This is a genomic window from Rhizobium sp. AN80A, assembly GCF_030053015.1.
GTDB lineage: Bacteria > Pseudomonadota > Alphaproteobacteria > Rhizobiales > Rhizobiaceae > Rhizobium > Rhizobium metallidurans.
The window spans coordinates 664,994-688,317 of the sequence record NZ_JASJPX010000002.1 but is presented as its reverse complement, the minus strand read 5'-3'; the positions used below and the strand labels follow the sequence as shown (position 1 = coordinate 688,317).

Annotated in this window: 21 protein-coding genes and 1 pseudogene; 21 read left to right on the top strand and 1 reads right to left on the bottom strand. The window is 60.6% G+C overall.

What is annotated here, in order from left to right; genetic code table 11:
* Nucleotides 1–32: 32 nt before the first annotated feature.
* The 12 genes from P3R82_RS09680 to P3R82_RS09625 all read left to right on the top strand — a co-directional run bounded on the left by P3R82_RS09680 (nt 33) and on the right by P3R82_RS09625 (nt 14,495).
* Nucleotides 33–1,139, top strand: a complete 1,107-nt coding sequence (locus tag P3R82_RS09680) for an NAD-dependent epimerase/dehydratase family protein (protein WP_283193722.1) — start codon at nt 33–35, stop codon at nt 1,137–1,139.
* Nucleotides 1,136–3,181 carry an NAD-dependent epimerase/dehydratase family protein gene (locus P3R82_RS09675; RefSeq protein ID WP_283193721.1) on the top strand — a complete coding sequence of 682 codons (2,046 nt, stop codon included), beginning with the start codon at nt 1,136–1,138 and terminating at the stop codon, nt 3,179–3,181. Before P3R82_RS09680 ends, P3R82_RS09675 begins: the two co-directional genes overlap by 4 nt.
* Entirely contained in the window at nt 3,178–4,299 is a 1,122-nt protein-coding gene (locus tag P3R82_RS09670) for a glycosyltransferase family 4 protein (RefSeq protein ID WP_349294057.1), read from the top strand. Before P3R82_RS09675 ends, P3R82_RS09670 begins: the two co-directional genes overlap by 4 nt.
* Complete coding sequence (locus tag P3R82_RS09665) at nt 4,299–5,429, top strand: glycosyltransferase (RefSeq protein WP_283193720.1); 1,131 nt, start codon at nt 4,299–4,301, stop codon at nt 5,427–5,429. The genes P3R82_RS09670 and P3R82_RS09665 overlap by 1 nt, the downstream gene beginning before the upstream one ends.
* Nucleotides 5,426–6,517: a glycosyltransferase gene (locus tag P3R82_RS09660; RefSeq protein WP_283193719.1), complete on the top strand. Its 1,092-nt coding sequence runs from the start codon at nt 5,426–5,428 to the stop codon at nt 6,515–6,517. Before P3R82_RS09665 ends, P3R82_RS09660 begins: the two co-directional genes overlap by 4 nt.
* Nucleotides 6,514–7,626 (top strand): glycosyltransferase, encoded by a 1,113-nt coding sequence (locus P3R82_RS09655; RefSeq protein WP_112436038.1) that lies wholly within the window; start codon nt 6,514–6,516, stop codon nt 7,624–7,626. The genes P3R82_RS09660 and P3R82_RS09655 overlap by 4 nt, the downstream gene beginning before the upstream one ends.
* Nucleotides 7,627–7,638: 12 nt before the next feature.
* A complete protein-coding gene (locus tag P3R82_RS09650; protein WP_112436037.1) occupies nt 7,639–8,670 on the top strand; it encodes a UDP-glucuronic acid decarboxylase family protein in 1,032 nt (343 codons plus the stop codon).
* A 3-nt stretch (nt 8,671–8,673) separates the two neighbouring features.
* A complete protein-coding gene (locus P3R82_RS09645; protein ID WP_112436036.1) occupies nt 8,674–9,432 on the top strand; it encodes a TIGR04290 family methyltransferase in 759 nt (252 codons plus the stop codon).
* A gap of 720 nt (nt 9,433–10,152) precedes the next feature.
* A complete protein-coding gene (locus P3R82_RS09640) occupies nt 10,153–11,601 on the top strand; it encodes a hypothetical protein (RefSeq protein WP_283193718.1) in 1,449 nt (482 codons plus the stop codon).
* On the top strand, nt 11,579–12,409 hold the full coding sequence (locus tag P3R82_RS09635) for a hypothetical protein (protein ID WP_112436034.1): 831 nt from the start codon (nt 11,579–11,581) through the stop codon (nt 12,407–12,409). The genes P3R82_RS09640 and P3R82_RS09635 overlap by 23 nt, the downstream gene beginning before the upstream one ends.
* Nucleotides 12,409–13,560: a hypothetical protein gene (locus P3R82_RS09630; RefSeq protein WP_112436033.1), complete on the top strand. Its 1,152-nt coding sequence runs from the start codon at nt 12,409–12,411 to the stop codon at nt 13,558–13,560. Before P3R82_RS09635 ends, P3R82_RS09630 begins: the two co-directional genes overlap by 1 nt.
* A complete protein-coding gene (locus P3R82_RS09625) occupies nt 13,554–14,495 on the top strand; it encodes an OmpA family protein (protein WP_112436032.1) in 942 nt (313 codons plus the stop codon). The genes P3R82_RS09630 and P3R82_RS09625 overlap by 7 nt, the downstream gene beginning before the upstream one ends.
* Nucleotides 14,496–14,946: 451 nt before the next feature.
* On the opposite strand, the gene ugpC is transcribed toward P3R82_RS09625, so the two are convergent.
* A complete protein-coding gene (gene ugpC / locus P3R82_RS09620; RefSeq protein WP_112950587.1) occupies nt 14,947–16,023 on the bottom strand; it encodes a sn-glycerol-3-phosphate ABC transporter ATP-binding protein UgpC in 1,077 nt (358 codons plus the stop codon).
* A gap of 98 nt (nt 16,024–16,121) precedes the next feature.
* On the opposite strand from ugpC, the pseudogene P3R82_RS09615 reads away from it, so the two are divergent.
* The 9 genes and pseudogenes from P3R82_RS09615 to P3R82_RS09575 form a co-directional block, all read left to right on the top strand.
* Nucleotides 16,122–16,577: pseudogene (locus tag P3R82_RS09615) on the top strand (GntR family transcriptional regulator); the annotation flags it as partial.
* A 107-nt stretch (nt 16,578–16,684) separates the two neighbouring features.
* Nucleotides 16,685–16,798: a hypothetical protein gene (locus P3R82_RS09610; RefSeq protein ID WP_349294067.1), complete on the top strand. Its 114-nt coding sequence runs from the start codon at nt 16,685–16,687 to the stop codon at nt 16,796–16,798.
* Between the two features lie 47 nt (nt 16,799–16,845).
* Nucleotides 16,846–17,778, top strand: coding sequence for an alpha/beta hydrolase (locus P3R82_RS09605; RefSeq protein WP_283193717.1), 933 nt, complete (start codon nt 16,846–16,848; stop codon nt 17,776–17,778).
* Between the two features lie 23 nt (nt 17,779–17,801).
* Nucleotides 17,802–19,004, top strand: coding sequence for a sugar ABC transporter substrate-binding protein (locus P3R82_RS09600; protein ID WP_111563929.1), 1,203 nt, complete (start codon nt 17,802–17,804; stop codon nt 19,002–19,004).
* 139 nt (nt 19,005–19,143) lie between these two features.
* The gene (locus P3R82_RS09595; RefSeq protein WP_283193716.1) at nt 19,144–19,992 is read left to right on the top strand and encodes a sugar ABC transporter permease; all 849 of its coding nucleotides are present in this window, start codon (nt 19,144–19,146) and stop codon (nt 19,990–19,992) included.
* Complete coding sequence (locus tag P3R82_RS09590; RefSeq protein WP_112950588.1) at nt 19,989–20,822, top strand: carbohydrate ABC transporter permease; 834 nt, start codon at nt 19,989–19,991, stop codon at nt 20,820–20,822. The genes P3R82_RS09595 and P3R82_RS09590 overlap by 4 nt, the downstream gene beginning before the upstream one ends.
* A gap of 61 nt (nt 20,823–20,883) precedes the next feature.
* The gene (locus tag P3R82_RS09585) at nt 20,884–21,765 is read left to right on the top strand and encodes a sugar phosphate isomerase/epimerase family protein (RefSeq protein ID WP_111563932.1); all 882 of its coding nucleotides are present in this window, start codon (nt 20,884–20,886) and stop codon (nt 21,763–21,765) included.
* Complete coding sequence (locus P3R82_RS09580) at nt 21,762–22,466, top strand: Gfo/Idh/MocA family oxidoreductase (RefSeq protein ID WP_283193715.1); 705 nt, start codon at nt 21,762–21,764, stop codon at nt 22,464–22,466. Before P3R82_RS09585 ends, P3R82_RS09580 begins: the two co-directional genes overlap by 4 nt.
* Nucleotides 22,466–22,756, top strand: a complete 291-nt coding sequence (locus tag P3R82_RS09575) for a hypothetical protein (RefSeq protein WP_283193714.1) — start codon at nt 22,466–22,468, stop codon at nt 22,754–22,756. The genes P3R82_RS09580 and P3R82_RS09575 overlap by 1 nt, the downstream gene beginning before the upstream one ends.
* The last annotated feature ends 568 nt before the right edge of the window (nt 22,757–23,324 follow it).

The following is a 23,324-nucleotide window of genomic DNA, read 5'->3' as shown; positions in this document are numbered from 1 at the left end:
TGATCACAAAATCCAACAATGATGAGGTCGAGATGGCAAACATTCTGGTGACCGGCGGATGCGGCTTTATCGGTCGACACGTCACGGAAGAACTTCTGAACAACGGCTATGACGTCAGGATCCTCGATGCCCTGATCGACCAGGTGCATGGCGACACGGAAGCCGCCGTGCCCGAGGGCGCGGAGGTTGTCCGGGGCGACGTCAGGGACAAGGCTAGTGTCGTACAGGCGTTGGAGGACATCGACGGTGTCATCCACCTGGCAGCCGAGGTCGGTGTCGGTCAATCCATGTACGAGATCGCGCGCTACGTTGGCGGCAACGATCTTGGGACCGCGGTCCTGCTGGATGCCATGATCAACAGGCCCATCAAACGAATTGTCGTTGCGTCCTCGATGAGCGTCTACGGCGAAGGCCGGTACATGACGGAGAGCGGCGACCAGCTTGGTATCGTGCGTCGTCGCGCGGAAATGATCAAGAAAGGTGAATGGAACCCACTTTCGCCGGACGGCCTTTCACTGACCCCGATCGCCACCGATGAGGAGAAGCCTGTCGATCTTGCCTCGATCTACGCTCTGACGAAATACGCGCAGGAAAAACAGGTGCTGATCTTTGGCGAGGCTTACGGCGTCGATGCCATCGCGCTGCGCCTTTTCAACGTCTTCGGCGCCGGCCAGGCGCTGTCCAATCCCTATACGGGCGTGCTCGCGAATTTTGCCTCCCGCCTCGCCAACAATCAGCCGCCAATGATTTTCGAGGACGGCGAGCAGCGCCGCGATTTCGTGCATGTGCGTGATGTCGCGCGCGCCTTCAGGCTGGCGCTGGAGAAGCCGAACGCGGCCGGCCACGTTATCAATGTCGGGAGCGGACAGGCCTATACGATCGCCGAGGTGGCGACCCTTCTGGCCGAGGCAATGGGCGTGCCGGAGATCGGCCCCGATATCATGAACAAGGCACGCTCGGGCGATATCCGCAACTGCTTCGCCGACATATCCAAGGCGCGCGAGCTTCTGGGCTTCGAGCCGCGACACCGGCTGGAGACCTCACTTGGACCGTTCGCGGAATGGGTGCGCGGCACCGGCGCCATCGACCGCGGCGCGGAGATGAAGCGCCAACTAGAAGAGCGGGGACTGGTATCATGACCTCACCCGCTCCCTCCGACAGGACGTCATCGATGGACAGGTCCTATGGTTTCGTGGAATGGTTTCGGCCGGGCGAATTCGAGCGCACGGAACGGATCCTTCCCGACATACTCGCGAGCGGCGCGCGATACCTGCGAACGCATCTTTCCTGGGCCGAATATCTGGCGCCGGGCGGCGAGGCCTGGTTCGATTGGCTGATGCCGCGGCTCGGCGCGGATATCGACCTGTTGCCCTGCATTCACTATACACCCCCATCCATGTCGCGTACCGGGCGGTCATCCGGAGCGCCGCATGATCTAAAGGCCTATGCCGACTTCGTGGATCACGTCCTGACCCGCTACGGGAGGCATTTTCGACATATCGAGCTTTGGAACGAACCAAACAACCTCCTCGACTGGGACTGGCGCGAGGACGGCGACTTCCGGCTGTTTTGCGAAATGGTCGGCGGTGCCGCGTACTGGGCTAAACATCGCGGCTGGAAACCCGTGCTCGGCGGCCCGTGTCCCTTCGATCCCTATTGGCTGAACCTGATGGGAGAACGTGGCGTGCTGGGCGTCGTCGATGCCGTTGGCTTTCACGGGTTTCCGGGCACCTGGGACAGCGAGGAAGGCACCTGGGGCGGGTGGGACATGCATCTCGGGGAGATGCGACGCATTCTCGACCGCCATAACCCCGAGGCGGAGGTCTGGATTACAGAGACCGGCTATTCCACCTGGCGCAATGACGAGATGGAGCAGGCACGGCGCTTCATGAAGGCGTTATCGGTGCCGGCGGACCGTCTCTACTGGTATTCCTGGGCGGATGTCGCGCCGGATATCGCCGTACAGGAAGGGTTGTGGTTCGACCCGCGCCATTACCATCTCGGCGCGGTCACGCATGACAATCAGCCCAAGCTGCTGGCACGCCTCCTCAAGGAAGGCGGTGTGGCCCGGCTTGACGATGTGACGAAGCTCGCCGTCCCGAACCTTGCCTCCGGCACGGCCCCAATTGTTGTCACCGGCGGCAGCGGATTCATCGGGTCGAACCTAGCCGATAGCTTTCTGCGCGATGGCGAGGATGTGATCATTCTTGACAATCTCGGGCGCCCGGGCGTCGACGAAAACCTCGCCTGGCTGATGGAACGTCACGGCAAGCGGGTACATCCGGTTTTATCAGATGTTCGCGATCCACGCGGCATTGAGGGCGCCTTCGACGACGCGAAGGCCGTATTTCATTTCGCGGCCCAGACGGCGGTGACGACAAGCCTCGTCCACCCCATCGATGATTTCGAGGCGAACGCTCGCGGCACGATCAACGTCCTTGAAGCGGTGCGCAAGGCCGAAAGAAACACGCCCGTCATCTTCGCCAGCACCAACAAGGTCTACGGCTCACTCGAGGATCTTAAGATGCTGGAGCATGACGATCGTTACCTGCCAGCCGACGCCAATATCCGGTTGAATGGCATCGGTGAAGACCGGCCGCTGGACTTCTGCACGCCGTACGGCTGCTCAAAAGGGGTTGCTGATCAATATGTGCTCGACTACGCGAAATCCTTTGGCATCCCGACGGCCGTATTGCGCATGAGCTGCATCTATGGTCCGCGCCAGTTTGGCACCGAGGACCAAGGGTGGGTCGCGCATTTCCTTATCCGGGCATTGAAGGGCGAGCCGATCTCCGTCTACGGCGACGGCAAGCAAGTGCGCGACATTCTGCATGTCGATGATGCCGTGGCCGCCTATCGGGCCCTGCTCGGTCACATCAACCTGGCGAAGGGCAAGGTCTTCAACCTTGGTGGCGGAACTCGAAACGCGGTTAGCGTACTTTCCGTGCTTCGAGAGATCGAAACCGTGACCGGTCGAACTGTCGAGACCGGTCACGGCGATTGGCGCGCGGGAGACCAGTTCTACTTCGTCGCTGACACACGGCGGCTGCAACGCGACCTGGGCTGGAAGGCGAGGATCGGCTGGCGCGATGGTGTCAGACATCTGGCCGAGTGGCTGGCGGAGCATCGCTTCGGCGACCATGCGCGGCTGGTCGAGCCGCGGCATAAGGTGGTGGCATGATGGACCCAGCACGGATTTACGGCAGGCCGCGGATACTGATGACGGTCGACGCCGCTGGCGGCGTTTGGCGTTACGCCGTGGATCTCGCCGCCGGTCTTCGCGATCTCGGCATCGACACGGTGTTTGCCTGCTTCGGCCCGCGGCCGAACCGGGCGCAGCAGCGGGAAGCCGAACAGATCGGAGGGCTTGTTCAGTGCGACGCACCGCTCGACTGGATGGTCGAGAACGAAGCCGCGCTTGTGCAAGTGCCGCGGATCATCGCCGATCTCGTCGGGCGCGAGCATATCGATCTCGTGCATCTCAACCTGCCGTCGCAGGGCGCGGATCTAACCGTCGATGTTCCGGTTGTCGCGGTCTCCCATTCCTGCGTTTGCACCTGGTTTCAGGCTGTTCGCGACAATGGCGTGCCGGAAAGTTGGGCTTGGCAGATCACGATCAACCGTCGTGGCCTGGAGCGTGCCGATGCCGTGGTTGTCCCGAGCCAAGGCCATGCCGGTCTATTGCGGCAGGTCTACGGGCAGGGGACACCACCGATCCATGTGGTCTACAATGCCAGCCTAGTTGAACCGTCTTGCGTCCCCAAGGCGCCTTACGTCTTTGCCGCGGGGCGCTGGTGGGACGACGGAAAGAACGGTCCGGTTCTCGCCGCGGCCGCGGCAAGCATCCAATGGCCGGTGATCATGGCAGGCGCCAACATAGGCCCGAACGGCCAGCATACGGCGCTTCCCAACATCGATCACCGCGGCGAGCTGGATCACGGCGAGACGATGGGCTTGATGCGCGAGGCCGCGATTGTGGTATCGCCGTCGCTTTACGAGCCGTTTGGACTGGCTGCCCTGGAGGCTGCTCGATCCAGCGGCGCGCTCGTGCTGGCTGACATACCAACCTATCGCGAGCTCTGGCACGGCGCCGCCTTATTCGCGGATCCTCGCGATCCCGCCGCCTTCGGAGAGGCGATCAACCGCCTGATCGCCGATAAAAGCCTACGGGCCACCTTGGGCAAACAAGCGCAAGCGCGTTCTCTTACCTTTTCACCCGTGAGGCAGGCCCAGGCGATGAGCGGAATCTATGACCGCCTTCTTGCACCAGCCCACGCCCTAAACGCAGCGGAGCTATGATGAAATTCGTTTTCTACACCCATTCGTTGATCTCTGACTGGAACCATGGCAACGCCCATTTCCTACGCGGTGTGATGCGTGATCTCGTACGGCGCGGCCATGAGGCACTGGCGCTGGAACCGCTGCGAAGCTGGAGCCGCGACAACCTTGTTCACGATCAGGGGCGGGTGGTTCTTGACAGGTTCAAGGACACCTTTCCCGACCTCCGCTCACAGATTTATCCACCGGATTTCGATCACGAAGCGGCCATGGCCGACGCGGATGTGGTTATAGTGCACGAATGGACAGAGCCGGCGCTGGTGGAGCGCATCGGCAAGGCCAAGCGCGACGGCGGCCGTTTCACCCTCCTGTTCCACGACACCCACCATCGCGCCGTCTCGTCGCAAGGGGATATCGCCGGGCTCGATCTTGGCGATTACAATGCCATCCTCGCCTTTGGCGAAACCCTGCGCCAGCGTTATCTCAAGGCTGGTTGGGGCAAACACGTCTTTACCTGGCATGAAGCCGCGGACGATAGCTTGTTCAAACCGCGGCCGGAGGTCTCCAAGCAAGGGGATCTCATCTGGATCGGAAACTGGGGAGACGACGAGCGGTCCGCCGAGATCGACGAGTTTCTGGTTCAGCCGGTGAAGGACCTGAAGCTGAAGGCGACGGTGCGGGGCGTTCGCTATCCCCAGCATGCCCTGGATGCTCTGAACGACGCCGGCATTCGGTATGATGGTTGGATAGCCAATGCTGAGGCAGCGACAGCGTTCGCCAGACACCAGGTGACCGTTCACATTCCGCGCCGCCCCTACGTCGAGCACCTGCCCGGCATCCCAACCATTCGTCCGTTCGAGGCCATGGCTTGCGGCATCCCGCTAATCTCGGCACCTTGGGATGATGCGGAAAACTTGTTCCGGACCGGAACCGACTACCTCATCGCACGCGATGGCGCGGACATGAAGGGGCTGCTGAAGGACGTTTTGTCGGATGCCGCGCTTCGCGACAGCCTGATCGCCTCGGGGCTGGAGACAATCCGTGCCCGCCACACCTGCCGCCATCGCGTCGACGAGCTTCTTGCCATCTTGGCGCGGTGCGGCACGCCTGGCGCCACTCAGGCCAGCGCCGGACGGGAGGCCGCCGAATGAAGATCGCGTTCTATGGATCAAGTCTCGTTTCCGCCTACTGGAACGGCGCCGCCACCTATTATCGCGGCCTGTTGCGAGCCCTGGCGGGCAAGGGTTACAAAATCACCTTCTACGAACCCGACGTCTATGATCGCCAGAAGAACCGCGATATTGACCCGCCGGCATGGTGCAAGGTCGTGGTCTATGATGGAACGATCGACGCGCTTAAAAAGGTGACGGCGGACGCCGCCCTGGCCGATGTGGTGGTCAAGGCGAGCGGCGTCGGCTTCGAGGACAATCTCCTGATGCGGGAAGTCCTAGGCCATGCCCGTCCGCACGCCTTGAAGGTGTTCTGGGATGTGGACGCGCCAGCAACACTCGCTGAACTGCGTGCGGCGCCCGATCATCCGATGCACCAAGCGCTGCGCGAGCTCGACCTGGTTCTCACCTATGGCGGCGGCGACCCCGTTGTTTCCGCTTATCGCGACCTTGGCGCGGCAAAGTGCATCCCGATTTATAACGCGCTCGACCCGCAAACCCACCATCCGGTGCGGCCCGATCCGCGTTTCCAGGCCGATCTCGGCTTCCTCGGCAATCGCCTTCCGGACCGCGAGGCCCGAGTGGAACACTTCTTCCTGGAGCCCGCCTCGCGCCTGCTCCAGAACTCTTTCCTGCTCGGCGGCTCGGGCTGGCACGACAAGCCGATGTCACCTAACGTAAAGTATATCGGCCACGTTTCGACACGCGACCACAATGCCTTTAACGTCACGCCGAAAGCCGTGCTCAACATTTCCCGTGCGAGCATGGCCGAAAATGGTTTCTCACCCGCCACACGCGTATTCGAGGCCGCCGGTGCCGGCGCTTGCCTGATCACTGATTACTGGGAAGGCATCGAGCGGTTCCTGCGGCCGGATGAAGAAGTGCTGGTTGCCCGCGACAGCCGGGACGTTACCGACATCATGGCCGGTCTTGACCGGCGGCGGGCAGCCGCGATCGGGGAACGGGCGCTGGCCCGCGTGCTTGCCGAACACACCTATGATCATCGGGCCCGAGAAGCGGATGCCATCTTCAAGGCATACGCCGCGAGCCGGAAGGAGGCGGCCGAATGACCAACTCTCTCGATATCGTGTTCATCGGTCTTACCCTGTCCTCGTCCTGGGGGAACGGCCACGCCACGACGTTTCGCGCTCTTATCCGCGGGCTCGACGCGCAAGGGCATCGCGTGTTGTTCCTCGAGCGCGATGTACCCTGGTATGCTAGCAACCGCGACCTTGCCGACCCGGACTTTTGCGAGCTCTCCTATTACTCCGACATCGACGTCATGCTCACGTCCCATCAGGATCGCCTGCGCCTCGCCGATGCTGTGATCGTCGGATCCTATGTCCCGTCGGGTGTCGAGCTCATCGACAAGCTGGCGCGGATGGGCCTCAGGCGCCTTTGCTTTTATGATATCGACACGCCCGTGACGCTCGCGAAGCTCGATCGCGGCGAGGAGGAATACCTCGCCCGACGCCAGATGCCACTGTTCGACGCCTATTTCTCATTCTCGGGCGGCCAAGTGCTGGCCCGGCTGGAGAACGAGTACGGCGTCCGCAAGGCACTAGCGCTCTACTGCTCCGTGGACGCCGAACGCTACAAAAACACCAGCGAAAACTATCGTTGGGACCTTGGTTATCTCGGCACCTACAGTCCCGACCGGCAGCCGACGTTGGACAAGCTTCTGATCGAGCCCGCGCGCCGCCTGCCGCATCTTCGCTTCGTGGTGGCTGGTCCTCAATATCCAGATGAGATTGATTGGCCCGCCAACGTCGAGCGCATCGAGCATCTGCCGCCGGACGACCATCCAGGCTTCTACAGCCGCCAACGGTTTACGTTGAACGTTACCCGCGCGGACATGATCGCGGCCGGGTGGTCGCCGAGCGTGCGTCTGTTCGAGGCATCAGCCTGCCTGACGCCGATCATTAGCGACCATTGGCGAGGCCTCGACGAGCTTCTGCCGAACGGGCAAGCCATCGTCATCGCCCATCGCACGGAAGATGTGGTTGACGCCTTGGAAGGAATTGTCGGAGCCGACCGACGACTTCTCGCCGCCGCGGCCCACGAAATCGTTTCGCGGGACCACACGGGCCTGGCCCGCGCCCGTGGGCTTGTGGCTGATCTTGGACAAGTGCCCGAGCAACCCGGCCAGCCGGAGCAGCCGCGTCGTATTTCAGCTTAGAGGAGAGGCAAAATGCCGCTTGGAACCCGAAATGAAAAAGGCAAGACCGTTGTTGTCGCCGGTGGCGCCGGCTTTGTGGGCTCGCATCTTTGCGACGCACTGCTCGCCCGCCGTGATCGAGTGATTTGCGTCGACAGCTATATCACCGGCTCGCGACACAATGTCCGCCCGCTGATGAACCACGCGAACTTCCGGTTGATTCAGAAGGACATCTGTGCTCTGTCGGAATTGGACGAGCCGGTGGACCAGGTCTATAACCTCGCCTGCGCGGCCTCCCCGCCACAATACCAGGCCGACCCCGTTCATACGATGATGACCTGCGTGGGTGGCACTGGCAATCTCCTGAAGCTCGCCGAACAAAATGGCGCCTCCTTCCTTCAGGCCTCCACCAGCGAGGTTTACGGCGATCCGGCCGAGCATCCGCAGCGGGAAGACTATCGCGGCAATGTCAGCTGCACCGGCCCTCGGGCATGCTACGACGAGGGGAAACGAGCCGCCGAGGCGTTATGCTTCGACATGCTACGCACCGGTCGCGTCGATGCCCGAGTGGCGAGAATCTTTAATACCTACGGTCCACGCATGCAGCCCAATGACGGCCGCATCATTTCAAACCTGCTCGTTCAGGCGATCTCCGGTGAGCCATTAACGATTTATGGCACCGGCGAACAGACACGTTCCTTTTGCTTTGTCAGCGATTTGGTCGCCGGGCTGATGGCGCTAATGGATGTCGATCCCAATCCGGGGGCACCGGTCAACCTTGGCAACCCTGGCGAGTTCACCATCAACGAGCTGGCCGTCAAGGTGATGGACATGGTTCCTTCCGCGTCGCAAATCGTTTATCGGCCCCTACCACAGGACGATCCGCGGCGGCGGCGTCCGGATATTTCCCGCGCGAGCGAACTGCTCTCCTGGGAGCCGCGCGTGCCGCTGGCCGAGGGTCTGAGGATGACGGCGGACTGGTTCGTGAAGGAGGTTGGGCGTGCTGGGGCGGCCATTCCCAGCGGGCAAGCCGTTCAAGCCGCTGACCTGCGCATGGGGGTATGAGGCATGGATACCCACCGCACGCTGCCTCAAGAAGACCTGCAAGCAAGGATCATCGAACTCGGCCCTTGGTTTCACAACCTGGACATCAAGGGTGTGAAGACGGCACCGAACCACTTTCTTGGCGACTACCCAAACTTCAAATGGCAGGGATTTCGAAATATCATTCCCGAGGATCTTGAAGGGCGGAGTGTCCTCGACGTGGGGTGCAATGCCGGTTTCTACTCACTGGAGATGAAGAGACGGAATGCCGGCCGGGTGGTGGGCATTGATTCCGACCCGCGCTATCTTCGCCAGGCTCGTTTCGCCGCTGAACAATCGGGGCTCGACGTGGAGTTCCGCCAAATGTCGGTCTACGATGTCGGTAAACTCGGCGACACGTTCGACCTCGTGATCTTCATGGGCGTCCTTTACCATCTGCGCCATCCGCTGCTCGCGCTTGATCTTCTCCATCAGCATGTCGTGGGCGACCAGATGCTATTTCAATGCCTGCAACGTGGCGACGAACGAATTCCAGACCTCCAGGAGAACTACGAGTTTTCGGAGTGGGCGATGTTTGACCGACCCGACTATCCAAAACTCTTCTTCGTGGAAGAACGCTATGCTTCCGATCCCACGAACTGGTTTGTTCCCAATAAGGCGGCGATGGAGGCGATGCTTCGTAGTTCTGGTTTCACGATCGAGAGCAATCCCGAACGTGAGGTCTATCTTTGCGGGCGCGGATCGCGGCACTACGCCGTGGAGCTCCCGCCGTCCATTCGCTGATTGTGGGCCAGCGCATGGAGCTCGAATCCTGGAGTGTTTCCTCAACGCCGACGACGCTCAAAGACCGATCGATCATTACTTATGCCGACGAGTGCGTCATGGCGGAGGGCATTCCGGCACCGCCTTACCACGTCCCATCGGCGAGTTCACGCCGCCCCGCTGGGACCGGGGCCCCGTGTTTTGTCTATTCGCCACCACCAACCTCTCCAAGCATGCTGAAAATACCGTCTCGATCTCGCTCCACCAGGATCAGGGCCTCGCGTGCATCGATCCTGATCACATGAATCGGGTCGGGGAGCGAATGCCTCCGCTTCCTCGGCGGATCCCGTCCCGCCCGCCTCGACAACCATCTCCCGAATTTTGAGTGGCTCCAGGCGGTCCTCGAGGACGAAAGTGAGCATGCTGATTGATGTCTACGCTCCCGCCATCGGTTTCCTTCCTCACCTTCGCGGGAATTTTCCTGGAGCCTGGCGCGGACACGTTCCGCCTCCACGCCGGTTGCCTCGATCGGCTGACTGGAAACGTCTTGGACGGCGGCACCGACCCGGACAATCGCGGCAATGCGGGTCGCATCTTGCCTTGGGGCGAACGAACAGGACACAGATTAACCGTGCTCGGTGATTAAAGTCTTTCGGCGGCAATGTCACTGGACCGATTAAAACCTCTGAGATACGCCTTTCAAGGTCACACAATAGCAACCATGTTTCCGACGAGGATGCCTTGCCGTTTGATGCACTAAACAAGCTTTGGTCCGGCGTTCGTGAATCCAGCCACGACTTCCGCGCCTCGACGGAGATTTTCCCACAGCTCGACACGGACAAGCTTATCCACGCACTGAATGTCCGTGAGAAGGGCGAGGCAAACGGACGGGCGAACCGCCCCGCGACCTCGGCACAATCCCTGGATGAAGTGGAGCAGCTGGTGGTGGGCCGCATCGAGCAGGAGAAGGCATCGGCTTATCAAGTCCTCGAGGATCAGTTTCAGACATTCGAGACCAGGTTGCGGAACCTGGACTTCGAGGGTCAGTTCGGGCTCATTCGCCAGGCGAACGCGTCCAGCCTCTCGGACTTCAAGGCCGAGATCGCCAGTGGGGTCGACGAACTGCATGGCTTGCGCCGCGACCTCAAGATCGCGGAAGACGAAATGACGTCGTTCAAGCGTCGCCATGGGCTCGATCGCGCGGCCAAGGTCCCAAGCGCGGGCGCGACAAGCGTCAAGATTGCCCTGCTTGTCGTCCTCATCCTCGTCGAAATCGTCATGAACGGCAACTTCCTCGCCAAGGGCAGCGAGCAAGGTATTATCGGTGGCATTACGGAGGCAGTCGTCTTCGCTGTCCTCAATATCGGCTCGGCACTGCTATTCGCCATCTTCTGCGTCCGCAACCTTGTGCATCGATCCTGGCTGATGAAGCTATTCGGCTTGGTCGGCCTGGCTGGCTACATCGCGGTCGCGCTCGCGGTCAACCTCGCCTTGGCCCACTACCGCGAGGTTTCAGCCACCATCATCGAGGGGGCGGGGACGGAGGTCATTCGCCGCATTCGGGAAAATCCGCTCGGATTGGTCGAGCTCAATTCCTGGATGCTGTTTGCCATCGGGATTTTCTTCTCGATCCTGGCGTTCATCGACGGGTGCATGTTGACCGACGCATATCCAGGTTTCGCGGGGGTCCAAAGGCGGTTGGACGAGGCGAGACAAAATTACATCTCCGGGAAGCTTGATCTCATCGACAACCTTCGCGAAATCCGTGACGAGCACAACGGAAAGATCGAGGAGATCGTCAGGGACCTGAGTTCGCGTCGTCGGGAATCCGCCGCCATCATCGCCCATCGTACACGGACCATGGGGCTTTTCGCCGAATATCAAGGTCATCTGGAGCGGACGGCGAATTCCGTCCTCACGGCGTATCGGGAGGCCAACCGTGCCGCGAGAACGGACGCCGAGCCCCAGTATTTCGCCGTCGCTTACAAGCTCGAGCGGATCAACCCGGTGGTGAAGACGAGCGAGGACTGGGACGATCGCGTTCTGACCGAACGAATCCAGATCGCCCAGGCTGAACTCAACGATCAAATCAGCAAGATCGGCTTCGCCTTCGAGGCCGCGGTCGCGCAATATCACAAACTAGACAATCTATTCCCGGAGGCAGGCGTTGGCTCGCAACAGGCGGCGTAGCAGTCGATCAAGAAAAGGCGGCTTCTCGACAGGCGCCGTGATTGGAACGATTGCGCTTTCGGCCGTGGCGCTGGGAATGGTCGGAGCCTTCGGGTGGCTCAAGTATCAAGCGATGTCGACGATCTCGTTGGACAAGGCGTCCCTTTGCCCAACTATGGGGCCGAAGAGCGAGATAGCGGTCCTGCTGGATGTGACCGATCCGATCTCCGAAGCGACATCAATCGATCTGAAAAACCAGTTCCAGCGATTGGTTTCAAGCGTGCCTGTCAACGGCGCGATCGATGTTTTCGCGTTGACCGACGAGGAGGGCAAGCTTGAGCGGACTTTTCATGGTTGCAATCCTGGTAGTGGCGCTCTCGCCAACGAATGGACGAGCAATCCCAAGCTCGTGCAGCAGCGTTGGGAGAAGGGTTTCCAGAAGCCCCTGGACAACATCGCGGGCAAGCTCGACTCGGGTGCTTCGGGCGAGTTCTCCCCGATCATGGCGGGCATCCAGCGGATAAACCTCGAGGCGTTTCAGCCATTGCCCGCCGGGATTAATAAAACCTTGTACATAGCCTCGGACATGGTCGAGCATACAGCTGACTTCTCCAGCTACCGTGAAGGGGTTTCGGTAGCGAAGTTCGAAGCCAGCCCGGCGAGGGAGAAGTTCCGGACGTCCCTGGATGGAGTGCAGGTTAAAATCCTTGCTTTTCAAAGACCGGGGCAGAAGTTCAAGATGGAGGACCTCGCCACGTTTTGGAAATCATGGGTGGAGAACAACAACGGGGAGTTCGCGGGCTTCACCCGGTTGGAGGGGTTACGGTAATGGCGACGAACGATACCGGAAGGACCGCTCTTCGAGACTGGGCTCCGATCGTGTTGTTTGCCGCCGTGACGATCGGAGGGATGGCATTCATCTGGTCGGCCAAACTGGCCGCTTGGTCCACCCTAGTCGTGACCGCGGTTCCACTGGCGCTGATGGCCATCTACTTCCTGGCCTCGATCGCGCTCGCCGGTTTTCGTCTCCACAACGAGCAAGCGGGCGACAACCTCTATTACATGGGGTTCCTCTTCACGCTCTCCAGCCTTGGCGTGTCGCTCTACCTGTTTGCCGGCGAAACCTCCATCGAGACGATCGTCCGCAACTTCGGTATCGCGGTGACGTCGACGATCGCCGGCGTGACATTGCGCATTCTGTTCAACCAGATGCGCCGCGATCCGATCGACATCGAACGCAGCGCCCGCCACGAGCTGGCGGAGATGACGAGACGCGTACGCACCGAGCTCGACACTTCGGCTCGCGAGTTCTCGAACTACCGTCGCGTCAGCAACCAGATGCTGACGGAAGGCTTCGAGGAGATCGGCCGCCAGGCGGAGAAAAACGGCGAGGAAATCCGCAAGGTGATCGAGGCGATCTCCAAGGAGGCGATCATCCCAATCCAGGAAGCCGCAACCAAACTCTCTTCAATTCTCGAGGACCACAATAGGTCGGTCACCGATCAGGCAGCGGAAGCAACAAGGAAACTAACCGAGACGACCGACAAGCTCTCCACCATCATCGACAAGTTTGGGGTGGCCGTCGAGGGCGTCGGCGCGCGCCTTGGCGAAATCAGGAAGCCGGAGGACCTCATCCGATTGGAGCTCAACCCCGCGGTCGATGCGATCAAGGACATGACCGACGCACATTCGCGCAGGATGGAGGAGGGGCTCGCCGAGGCCCGTTCCCAGGCTATCAAGATCGACGAGGCTCTCAAACCACTCAATGGCATGGGCAGCAAACTGGATCGAATTGCCGAAGCCCTGGAACGCCAGGGAGAGCCGCTTTCCCCTACCTCGTCTCCGCCGGATACTGATAACATTGACGCCGGGGCGGGCGATCAAACGAACGCGGACGCCACGAGCGGCACGTTGGAGGATGTCGGCTTCGGGCAACCGGGTCCGGACACCGAACCGAAACGGCGGCTGTTCAGATGGTGACCAGGGCGGAAGCGAGCCCCAAGCTCGAACATAAGGGCTATAATCGCGGCCTCATCCTCGGCCTCACCATGGCCGAGTCCATGCTCCTGCTTGTTTTTTGCCTGCTTTTGGTCGCCGCGGCGATGATCACCGCCGAGCGCAAACAACGCATGGTCGCGGAACAGCGGCTGGTACAGCTGGAGACACAGAACATGGAGTTGTCGGCACGCCTTGTCGAGGCGCAGTCGAAACTTGGCTCGCATATCACACCAGCTGACCGCGCCAAGTTCGAGAGCCAATGGCGTGAACTGGTGTCCGCTCGGCAGATCATGGACCGGCTCAAGATGAATGACGCTAGCGCCGCCGATCTTGAAAAGCTCGCGGCCGTGGCGAAGGTTCTCGCCAAGAACAACATTCCCCTCGACCAAGCACCAGGCAAACTGGAGGAGGTCCTCAAGGGCGACGTCCAGCCGCGCGAGTGGCCTCCCATCATAAATCTGTCAGAAGCGGGAGGCTACTACTTCACATCGGGCAGCGCGGCGCTGACACCCGAGTTCGCGGGAAAGCTTGAGACTTCGATCGCTGAACAGATCTCCGACAACCTGGAGCGTTACAAGGTCGACGTTGTCGAGGTGATCGGTCACACTGACGAGCAACGCGTCGCCAGGAGCAGCTCCAATCTCGACGACGCGTCGATCGGCGTCATCGACGGCCGACTCCCTGTCGACGCCCTCCAGCCGGCCGATAACGCCGGACTCGGGCTTGCCCGGGCAATCGCGGTTGCCAATGTCTTGAAAGCCAATGCGAACCTAAAGGACGTCACGGTCTTGCCGATGTCGGCGGCTCAGCTTGTCGTCCCAGGTGACAAGCTCACCGCGGGACAAGCAGGGGATGTCCAAGAGCGTCGACGCATTGAAATCCGGATACGCCGCCGGGCGGAATCTCTCCAGCCCTGATCTTCGAGCCGGAACCATTTGGCCGCGGCGTCATTTGATGTGGAGATTTCACGTCGCGCCAACGGAGCTTGAAAATGTCCCATGCTAATAGTGGCAGCACTCGATCGACTACCACCGGAACAAAGTCCTCCAACCGACAGTTCGCTCAAGGCGGCAATCCAGCCTACGGCCAGGCAACGCCGAAGGCTAGCAATGTTCCCGAGAACCGTGAGGTCGATGACCTTACGCTGATGATGCTGCAGGCGAGGGAAGGGCGCGCCTAGGCCATTGCGCATGCCACAAGCCCCGTCCAAAGCTGGGTGCAAGAGACTCATGCGAGGCATGTCCCGGCTGGCCAGTCGGCGCAATGGGACCAGCCTCATGATGCACGCTCAGAAAGTTTCTTCCACAATTCCCTGTGGTAGGTGAAGCAGAGCATATGCGCCCGACGCGGCGGCCCTACCGTCTTACCTCACACCGACAACCTCGCTCCGTTGCTCGCGTCGAAGAGGTGGATGGTCCCGCTTGAGCAGCTGAAATGCATCGTGTCGCCGACAGTGAGCTCGCTGTTTCGCGGAAACTCGACGCTCAACATTTTCGAGTGGCCGATTTCGACGTAGCCGTAAGTCTGGCTGCCCAGTCGCTCGGCGACCATCAACTCACCGCTGAACCAGGCTTCCTCCTCGCAACATAGATTGAGATCTTCCGGCCGGACGCCAACAACAACGTCCCGTGTCGAGGGTGCTGACGCAACGGGCAACTGAAGCGGTAGATGCCGGCCAAGGATCTGAATGCCCGCGCTATCGGCTGCCAGCGTCGCGGGTATCGTATTCATGGTCGGGCTGCCGATGAAGCGGGCGACGAAGAGGCTGGAGGGCTTGTGGTAGAGATCGAGCGGCCTGCCGATCTGCTCGACGACGCCGGCGTTCATGACGACGATGCGATCCGCCAGTGTCATCGCCTCGACCTGGTCATGGGTGACATAGACGGTCGTTGCCTTCATGCGGTTGTGCAGCTTTGCGATCTCGAGCCGCATCTCGACACGGAGCGCCGCATCGAGGTTGGATAGAGGCTCGTCGAACAAAAAGGCCGCGGGCTCCCTGACGATCGCCCGGCCCATGGCGACGCGCTGGCGCTGTCCTCCGGAGAGTTGGCCTGGACGTCGCTCGAGGTAATCGGCGATCTTCAGCACATCGGCTGCCTGTCCCACCCGGCCCGATATTCGATCGTCCTTCTCGCCCCGCATTTTCAAGCCGAAGGACATGTTCTCGCGGACCGTCATATGCGGATAGAGCGCGTAGTCTTGAAACACCATCGCGATATTGCGCTCGGCCGGCGCAAGGTCGTTCACGCGTGCGCCATCGATGATCAGGTCGCCTCCGGATATCTCCTCCAAGCCGGCGATCATCCGCAGGAGCGTGGATTTCCCGCAACCGGATGGTCCGACCAACACAAGGAACTCTCCGCTCCTGATGGTCACGTCGATGTCGTGAATGACCTTCAGCGCGCCGTACGACTTTTTAATTCTTTTCAGTTCGATTCCGGCCACATGTTCCTCCCAGATCGAAATTTCTGACTTGACGCTAATTATCGAGATCAATATCGATAATGATACTTGATTAGATTGGCAACTCTTCGGACCAGCACATGGCATATTTTCCTCCCAGGCAGACAGCGAGCAGGCCGGCAAAGGCGGGGGCCGCCTTCGATGCCCTGAAGCGCGACATCATGCTCGGCGTACTGGAGCCAGGCACGGGGCTCACGGAGCTGGATCTGGCCGCGCATTTCCAATGCAGCCAGGGCACCGTTCGCGAAGCGTTGCTGCAGCTACAGGAGGAGGGACTCGTGTTGCGAAAGGGGCGGCGAGGCACGCAGGTCTCGGAATGCACCGAAGACGAAGCAATCGAAATGTTCCGCCTTCGCCAGCAGATCGAAGGAAACGGCATGGCGCGTGTGATGCGGGCGCCGAGCCGGACGTTGATCAGGGATCTGAACGAGCTGTTCGAGAAGATGGTGTCGGCGGCAAGGATGGGTGACGAACTGGAGCTGGCCGCCTTCGACAGGGATTTCCATCGCCGCGTTTTCGAGGACGCAAACCTTCCGGCCCTCGACCCGATCCTGCATCGCTGCCTTGTTCATAACCATCGCTTCAAGATTTCCCGCAGCCCCGCGGCCGGGATCTTGCCGCAACGGCGGAGCGCCATCGCAGCATTATCGACTGCATCGAAAGCGGCGACGCGCTTCGAGCCACCAAGGCAATGCAGCATCACATCGCGACGATTGTCGATCTTGGCCCCGAGGTGTTTCCGGAGGCGACGCAGTGAGCTCGTCAGTGGATTTGTCGGGAGAACTGTCCGAGGAGTCGATCGCCTTGATCGAGGCGGTTTACCTGGAACTCGGTGCTCTGCCCGATCCGACGACGCTGCCGCCCGCTGAAGGGCGTGCTCAATCGCTCGCCGCAAACGCGCGGTGCAATACCGATTTGCCGAGAATGGATTTCGCCGGCGATGTCTGGGTGGACGAAGACGCGAGCCTGGGAGCGGGGCGGACCCGTCTCAAGGTGCTGGTTCCGCGAGACGCTCGCCCCGGTGTCATTCTTTTCATCCACGGTGGCGGTTTCGCCTTCTGTTCACCCGAAACGCACGAACGTTGTGCACGGGTGCTCGCTGTCGAGAGCGGAATGCCCGTGGTCCTGCCGGATTACCGGTTGGCGCCGGAAGATCCGTTTCCCGCCGGGCTCAAGGATGTCGTCTCGGCGCTGCGAAGCGTCCTTGCCGCGACGAAGGAGGCAGGCGTCAGGAGCGGGCCGGTTCTGATCTCGGGTGACTCGGCCGGGGCGAACCTCGCATTGGCCGCGATGCTGCACGAGCAGGCAACCGGCGGAGCCAAGGCCGATGGCGCCTTGCTGTTCTACGGAAATTACGCCCGCTCGTTCGAGACCCCGTCCTATATCCGGTTCGAGAATGGCCCCGGCCTGACGCGGCCGAAAATGCAGCGTTACTGGAGCTTTTATGCCGGCGGGCAGACGATTGACGGCAATCCCCTGGCTTGCCCGCTGATGGCTGACGATGCCGACTTGGCGTCGTTGCCTCCGCTTTATCTCATGGCGGCGGCCGTAGATCCCCTGCTCTCCGACACACTTGAGCTTGGCCGGCGCCTTTGGGCGCTTGGCCGTGACGACGAACTGCAAATCGTCCCGGGCGTCATGCACGGGTTCTTGCAGAACACTCGTGAACTGGCCGCGGCGCGGGAGGCGCTTCATGCGGCGGGAAATGCGGCAAGGCTTCTGACCGGCCGCCAATAGCGTTATAATAAGAGGAGGAAGGCATGAAAATTCTGAAGACTTTGGCGCTCGGCGCCGCCTTGACTGCTTCGGCCGCCTTTAGCCAGGCCATGGCGGCGGAGACCGTCCGTTTCTGGTACCATTTCGACAATCCCGCCAATCCGATGTCGGATCTGGTGAAGAAGTTCGAAACAGCGAATCCGGATATCAAGATCGAAGCGGAAAACGTTCCATGGAACAGCTATTACGACAATCTCTACACGTCGATCGTGGGCGGCAACGCGCCTGACGCCGCCATGGTGAAGCTGTTCGCACAGCCGAGGCTCGTCGAGATGGGCGCGCTGGAGCCGCTCGGCGAGCGGATCGATGCCTGGAAGGGCAAGGCCGATTTGCTCGACAACCTGCTCGAGCTGAACAAGGGACCTGACGGCCAGCAGTATTATCTGCCGATCCAGTATGTCGTTCTCTACCTCTATTATCGCACCGACCTCTTTCAGGCCGCGGGCCTGAAACCGCCGACCACCTGCGAGGAGTTCAGGGACGACGCGATCAAGCTGACGAAGGCACCGGATACCTACGGCTTCGGACTGCGTGGCGGTAAGGGCGGATGGGACCAGTGGGGCTCTTTCGTCATGTCGCAAGGCGCTGAACTGAAGCCGGGCGGTCTGACGACCCCGGAAGCGATCACTGCCAACCAGTGGGTTGTCGACCTTTTCCAGAAGGACAAGGTCATCCCTCCCTCGGCACCGAACGACGGCTTCCAGGAAATCATAGCCGCCTTCAAATCCGGAAAGACGGCCATGACCATCCATCACATCGGATCCTCCAAGGATCTCGTGGCGGCGCTGGGCGATAAGGTATCAGCCGTGCCGGTGCCGAAGTGCGGCAAGGGACAGTGGACATCCTACGGCGATGAATCGCTGGCGATCTTTTCGTCGTCGGCGGTGAAAGATGCGGCATGGAAGTGGATTTCCTTCCTCGCAGAGGGCGAAAACAATGTCGCGTTCAACAGTGCGACCGGCCAGATGACCGTGACCAAGAGTGGTTCGGCGAACTGGAAACTGCATGAGCGCCGCTTTGTCGACGCGACGGTGCAGTCGCTGCCCTTCGCCAAGGTACTGCCGCAGACGTCGGCCGTGACGGAGTTCGTCAACACCGCGTGGCAGACGAACATGCAGCAGGCTCTCACCGGACAGATCACCGCGAAGCAGATGATGGAACAGTTGCAAACACTCTTCGCCGAGTAGTCCATGGGCGACGGCTCCGGTTTATTCCGGGGCCGTCCACCGCAGTTCGTCCCCGGAGCCGATCATGTCCTTATCGACGACCTCTCCCCCGATGCGCCGAAGCCGAATCCAATGGCGTTCGGAACGCGTACTTCCATACATGCTCTTGGCGCCGGCCGTCTTCGTCACGCTCGTCATCGTCTTCATGCCTATGATCCAGGCGGTATGGACGAGCTTCCACGATCTCGTGCTCTTCAGGCCGAATGCCAGCAAGTTCGTCGGCTTCGCAAACTATGTGAAGCTGTTCAACGATCCTGTCTTCTGGGTGGCGCTCTGGAACACGATCATCTGGATCGGCCTGACCGTGCCGCTACAGATGGGGCTCGGCCTGTTGACGGCGCTGCTGCTCAATCGCGAATTTCCGTGGCGAGGTCTCGCCCGGGCACTGATCATTATTCCCTGGGCTCTGCCGAGTGTCGTCATCGCGCTCATGTGGCGCTGGATCTACGATCCGAATACCGGCGTACTCAACGACATCCTGATCTACCTCTCGATCGTCAAGGCAGCGGTTCCGTGGCTTGCCGATCCCAATGTCGCGATCTACGCGATCATCGCCACCCTGACCTGGCAGGGATTCCCGTTCTTCGCGGTGATGATCCTCGCTGGCCTGCAGGGAATTCCGAAAAGCCAATACGAGGCGGCGTCGATCGACGGTGCGTCTCCGTGGCGTCAGTTTCTTCACATCACCTTGCCCGGGATCGCACCGGTTCTGGCGACCGCCGGGTTGCTCCGGGTGATCTGGGTCGCCAATTCGATGGACGTGATCTTCGTTATGACCGGCGGTGGGCCGGGCTACGCAACGCATACGTTGCCTCTCTACGCCTTTATCAAAGCGCGCCAGAATCTCGATTTTGGCTACGGAACGGCAATCGCCGTGACCTTCACCCTTTTCCTCGGCGCATTCGTCGCCGTCTATCTGGCCCGGACGATGCGGGAGGTGCAGAAGTGAAAAAACCCGGAACCCTTCGGCGCATCCTGACGACCGACGTGCCGGTCGCGTTGCTGGTGATCTTCGCAATGGCGCCGTTCGCCTGGATGATCATGACGTCCCTGACGCCGACCGCGGCGCTCAACGCCAACGGAGTGTCGTTGTCGCCGGCGGCATGGAGTGGCGACAACTACGTCAGGCTTTTCGAGCAGACGTCGTTTCTGAAGAACATGATGGACAGCCTGATCATCGCCGGTGGGACTGTCGTCGTCGGCCTGATCGTCTCGGTCACGGCGGCCTATGCCTTCTCGCGGTTTCGCTTTCCCGGCCGGAAATTGTTGATGCTCCAGTTCCTGCTGATCAACATGTTCCCGATCGTGCTCCTTATTCTTCCGCTATTCGTGCTGATGAGAAAGTTCGGAATACTGGACACGCATCTTGGCCTGATCCTCGCCAACGCGACCGTCGCCATTCCTTTTGCCGTCTGGATGCTGACGAGCTATATCGGGGCGATCCCGAAGAGCCTCGACGAAGCGGCGATGACCGATGGTGCCTCGCGGCTGACGGCGTTGCGGAAGGTGGTGCTGCCGCTGACCATGCCGGGGATCGTCTCGACAGGCATCTATATCTTCATCACCGCCTGGAACGAATATCTCTACGCCCTGACGCTCGGCGGCCGAAACGTGCGCCCCGTCACCGTCGCGATCCAGACCCTGATCGGAGAATACCAGATCGAGTGGGGTCTGCTCGCGGCGGGCGCCGTCGTCGGCGCCATGCCGGCAACCATCCTCTTCCTTCTCGTGCAACGGCGCCTGATCGGCGGCCTGACCCAGGGGGCAGTCAAGGGCTGATGTCCATCGATTCTCCATACGGTTCGAAAGTTCGAACCCCGCTCATAAAAAGGAATGGCGAATGAACCCGATCGGGTTGATTTCAATGCAGTATGCGCGACCTTTCACAGCCGAGCATTTTCAGCTGTTTGCGAAGATGCGCGAACACGGGTTTGATTTCGTGGAACTTCTCGTTCCCGAGGTCGGTGAGCTCGACATCAAGGAGACGCGCAAGGCACTTGAAGACGCCGGGCTGGGCGTAGTGCTCGCAGCCCGTGTCAACCTCCAGCGCAATCTCGCATCGGCCGAGATCAAGGCTCATCGGTCCGGGGTCGAATATCTCAAATACACGATCGATTGCGCCGCGGGGCTCGGCGCGAAGATCGTCGGTGGACCGCTGACCGGCAACCCCCTGGTATTCGCGGGCCGACCGCCGCAGCCCATTGACGAAAACGAGCGGCTGGCGCGCAAGGATCGCTGCGTCATGGGGTTGAGGGAGGCGGGGGACCATGCCCGCAATGCCGGCGTTGCCCTTGCGGTCGAGCCGCTCAACCGGTTCGAAAGCGACGTCCTTTGCACGACGCAGCAGGCCATGGAACTGCTCGACGCTGTCGATCATCCCGCCGTGAAGCTTATGCTGGACACGTTCCACATGCACATGGAGGAGAGCTCTCTCGCCGAGGCCATCCGGCTCGGTGGTGATCGCATCGTGCATTTCCAGGCGAACGAAAATCACCGCGGCTTTCCCGGCACCGGCATGACCAACTGGGTGGAAGTCTGCCGGGCGCTGCACGAGGTTGGCTATACTGGCCCGATATCGCTTGAGCCTTTCCGACGGACGGACGACCGTTTCGGCGTGCCCTTCGCTCAGTGGCGCGCACCCCACGAAGACGAAAGCGATCGCCTCTCGGCATCGAGCGCCTTCATGAAATCCCACCTCCTGCTTACGGAATATCGTCGATGACCATGAAAATCGGTTGGATCGGTTGCGGCATTCACGCAACACAAATGCTTCTCCCGCAGCTCGTCCGTCATGACGTACAGCTGATCGGACTGTGCGATATTGACGGCGCGCGCCTGAAGAGCGCCGGCCGCCAGTTCGGTGTCACCAATCTCGTGACCGATGTCGAGGATCTGCTGCGCACGCCTGGCCTCGACGCCATCGGCATGGCGGTTGGCCCGGACCAGCATCTGGCCTTCGGCAAGGCGGCGCTTGAGAGGGGCTTGCCCGTCTTCATGGAAAAACCGCCATCGGGAAGCGCGGCAGGCGCACGCGAACTGCTGGCCGCCTCCGAGAAGGCGAGGAAGCCGCTTCTGCTGGGCTTCATGAAGCGATACTCGATCGGCAACCGGATGGCTGCGAACATCGTCAGATCTGGCCGTTTCGGTGAGGTGATGGGACTAACCGGCTATTATATGACGGCGCCCGGATACTTCGCCGGAAACGTCGATTACACCGGCTTCTTCCTGCACCACTGCGTCCACTATATGGACCTTGTTTCATTCCTCGTTTCGCCCGTGCGCGCCATTACGGCCCGCAAGGTCGAGAAAACGCCCGGCCGCGTGCTCTTCCATGTCGGGTTCGAATTCGAATGCGGAGCGATCGGCAACATTGCGATGGGGACCATTCAGTCCGCGGAACGCCGGTGGAGCGTATTGAGTTGATGAGCGATCACCAGAGAATTGAGGTCGACGACGTGATCGAGATCAAATGGCACCGCGATCCCCCATTCAAGATCGACGACCTAGGCGCGACGCTCAAGGACGATAGCGACACGCTAACGTGGAAGCCAAACTTCACCGCGGCGGCAAATGAAGATCCGAAGGGTTATCACTCACTACTGGCAGACGTTGTTCCCGCGCTCGCCGGTGCATCAACTCCGGCGCCTGGTATTGCTGACGGAGTAATCGCAATGGAACGGCTGGAGACGCTTCGAGCAGCTCTCGACATCTAAGCTCAGGCCTAAATCGATTTGATCCGCGACACGGATTCTCTATTCGAGGCTCCGATGGACGAATTGTTTTCGCTGAGCGCGGTTCATGCTTCTTTCGAGCCTGGTTAAGTTGCCTTTCGGTAAGCAGTTGAACATCAGCCTCTCCTCCGTGGCTTAGATATCAGCGGCCGGCGCATTCGTTCGCAATTCTCGCTTCGGCCCGACAGCGGAGATTTTCAACGGCGCCACGACAGGGGCTTGTCCATTACCTGCTTGCAACCAACGGCATTGACGTAGCCGCACGCCCCGCCGCTCCTTGGGTCGAAGCAATATCAAACGAGCCAATCGGCCCGCCCGACCCCATGTCATAGGCCTCGACCGATAAGACAGACCATTCCTGGTGCCCTGGCATCATAAGGAGAACGGCCATCAGAAGCGGATGGGCCTCGGCGAGAGATGCCTCGCCCGGGGTCGTCCAATAGGTCCCTATCTCGTCCTCAGCCCATGGCTTCTTGATCGGCGTCCTGGTCATCACCAGCATCCTTTCCTGTTCTTTTTATGTTCTCCTTCTTGCCGGAGCCAATATCTT

Bases quoted from the DNA above. Each gene is read 5' to 3' on its own strand.
- P3R82_RS09680 (WP_283193722.1), top strand. From the start codon at position 33: ATGGCAAACATTCTGGTGACCGGCGGATGCGGCTTTATCGGTCGACAC.
- P3R82_RS09675 (WP_283193721.1), top strand. From the start codon at position 1,136: ATGACCTCACCCGCTCCCTCCGACAGGACGTCATCGATGGACAGGTCC.
- P3R82_RS09670 (WP_349294057.1), top strand. From the start codon at position 3,178: ATGATGGACCCAGCACGGATTTACGGCAGGCCGCGGATACTGATGACG.
- P3R82_RS09665 (WP_283193720.1), top strand. From the start codon at position 4,299: ATGAAATTCGTTTTCTACACCCATTCGTTGATCTCTGACTGGAACCAT.
- P3R82_RS09660 (WP_283193719.1), top strand. From the start codon at position 5,426: ATGAAGATCGCGTTCTATGGATCAAGTCTCGTTTCCGCCTACTGGAAC.
- P3R82_RS09655 (WP_112436038.1), top strand. From the start codon at position 6,514: ATGACCAACTCTCTCGATATCGTGTTCATCGGTCTTACCCTGTCCTCG.
- P3R82_RS09650 (WP_112436037.1), top strand. From the start codon at position 7,639: ATGCCGCTTGGAACCCGAAATGAAAAAGGCAAGACCGTTGTTGTCGCC.
- P3R82_RS09645 (WP_112436036.1), top strand. From the start codon at position 8,674: ATGGATACCCACCGCACGCTGCCTCAAGAAGACCTGCAAGCAAGGATC.
- P3R82_RS09630 (WP_112436033.1), top strand. From the start codon at position 12,409: ATGGCGACGAACGATACCGGAAGGACCGCTCTTCGAGACTGGGCTCCG.
- P3R82_RS09625 (WP_112436032.1), top strand. From the start codon at position 13,554: ATGGTGACCAGGGCGGAAGCGAGCCCCAAGCTCGAACATAAGGGCTAT.
- P3R82_RS09600 (WP_111563929.1), top strand. From the start codon at position 17,802: ATGAAAATTCTGAAGACTTTGGCGCTCGGCGCCGCCTTGACTGCTTCG.
- P3R82_RS09595 (WP_283193716.1), top strand. From the start codon at position 19,144: ATGCTCTTGGCGCCGGCCGTCTTCGTCACGCTCGTCATCGTCTTCATG.
- P3R82_RS09585 (WP_111563932.1), top strand. From the start codon at position 20,884: ATGAACCCGATCGGGTTGATTTCAATGCAGTATGCGCGACCTTTCACA.
- P3R82_RS09580 (WP_283193715.1), top strand. From the start codon at position 21,762: ATGACCATGAAAATCGGTTGGATCGGTTGCGGCATTCACGCAACACAA.
- P3R82_RS09575 (WP_283193714.1), top strand. From the start codon at position 22,466: ATGAGCGATCACCAGAGAATTGAGGTCGACGACGTGATCGAGATCAAA.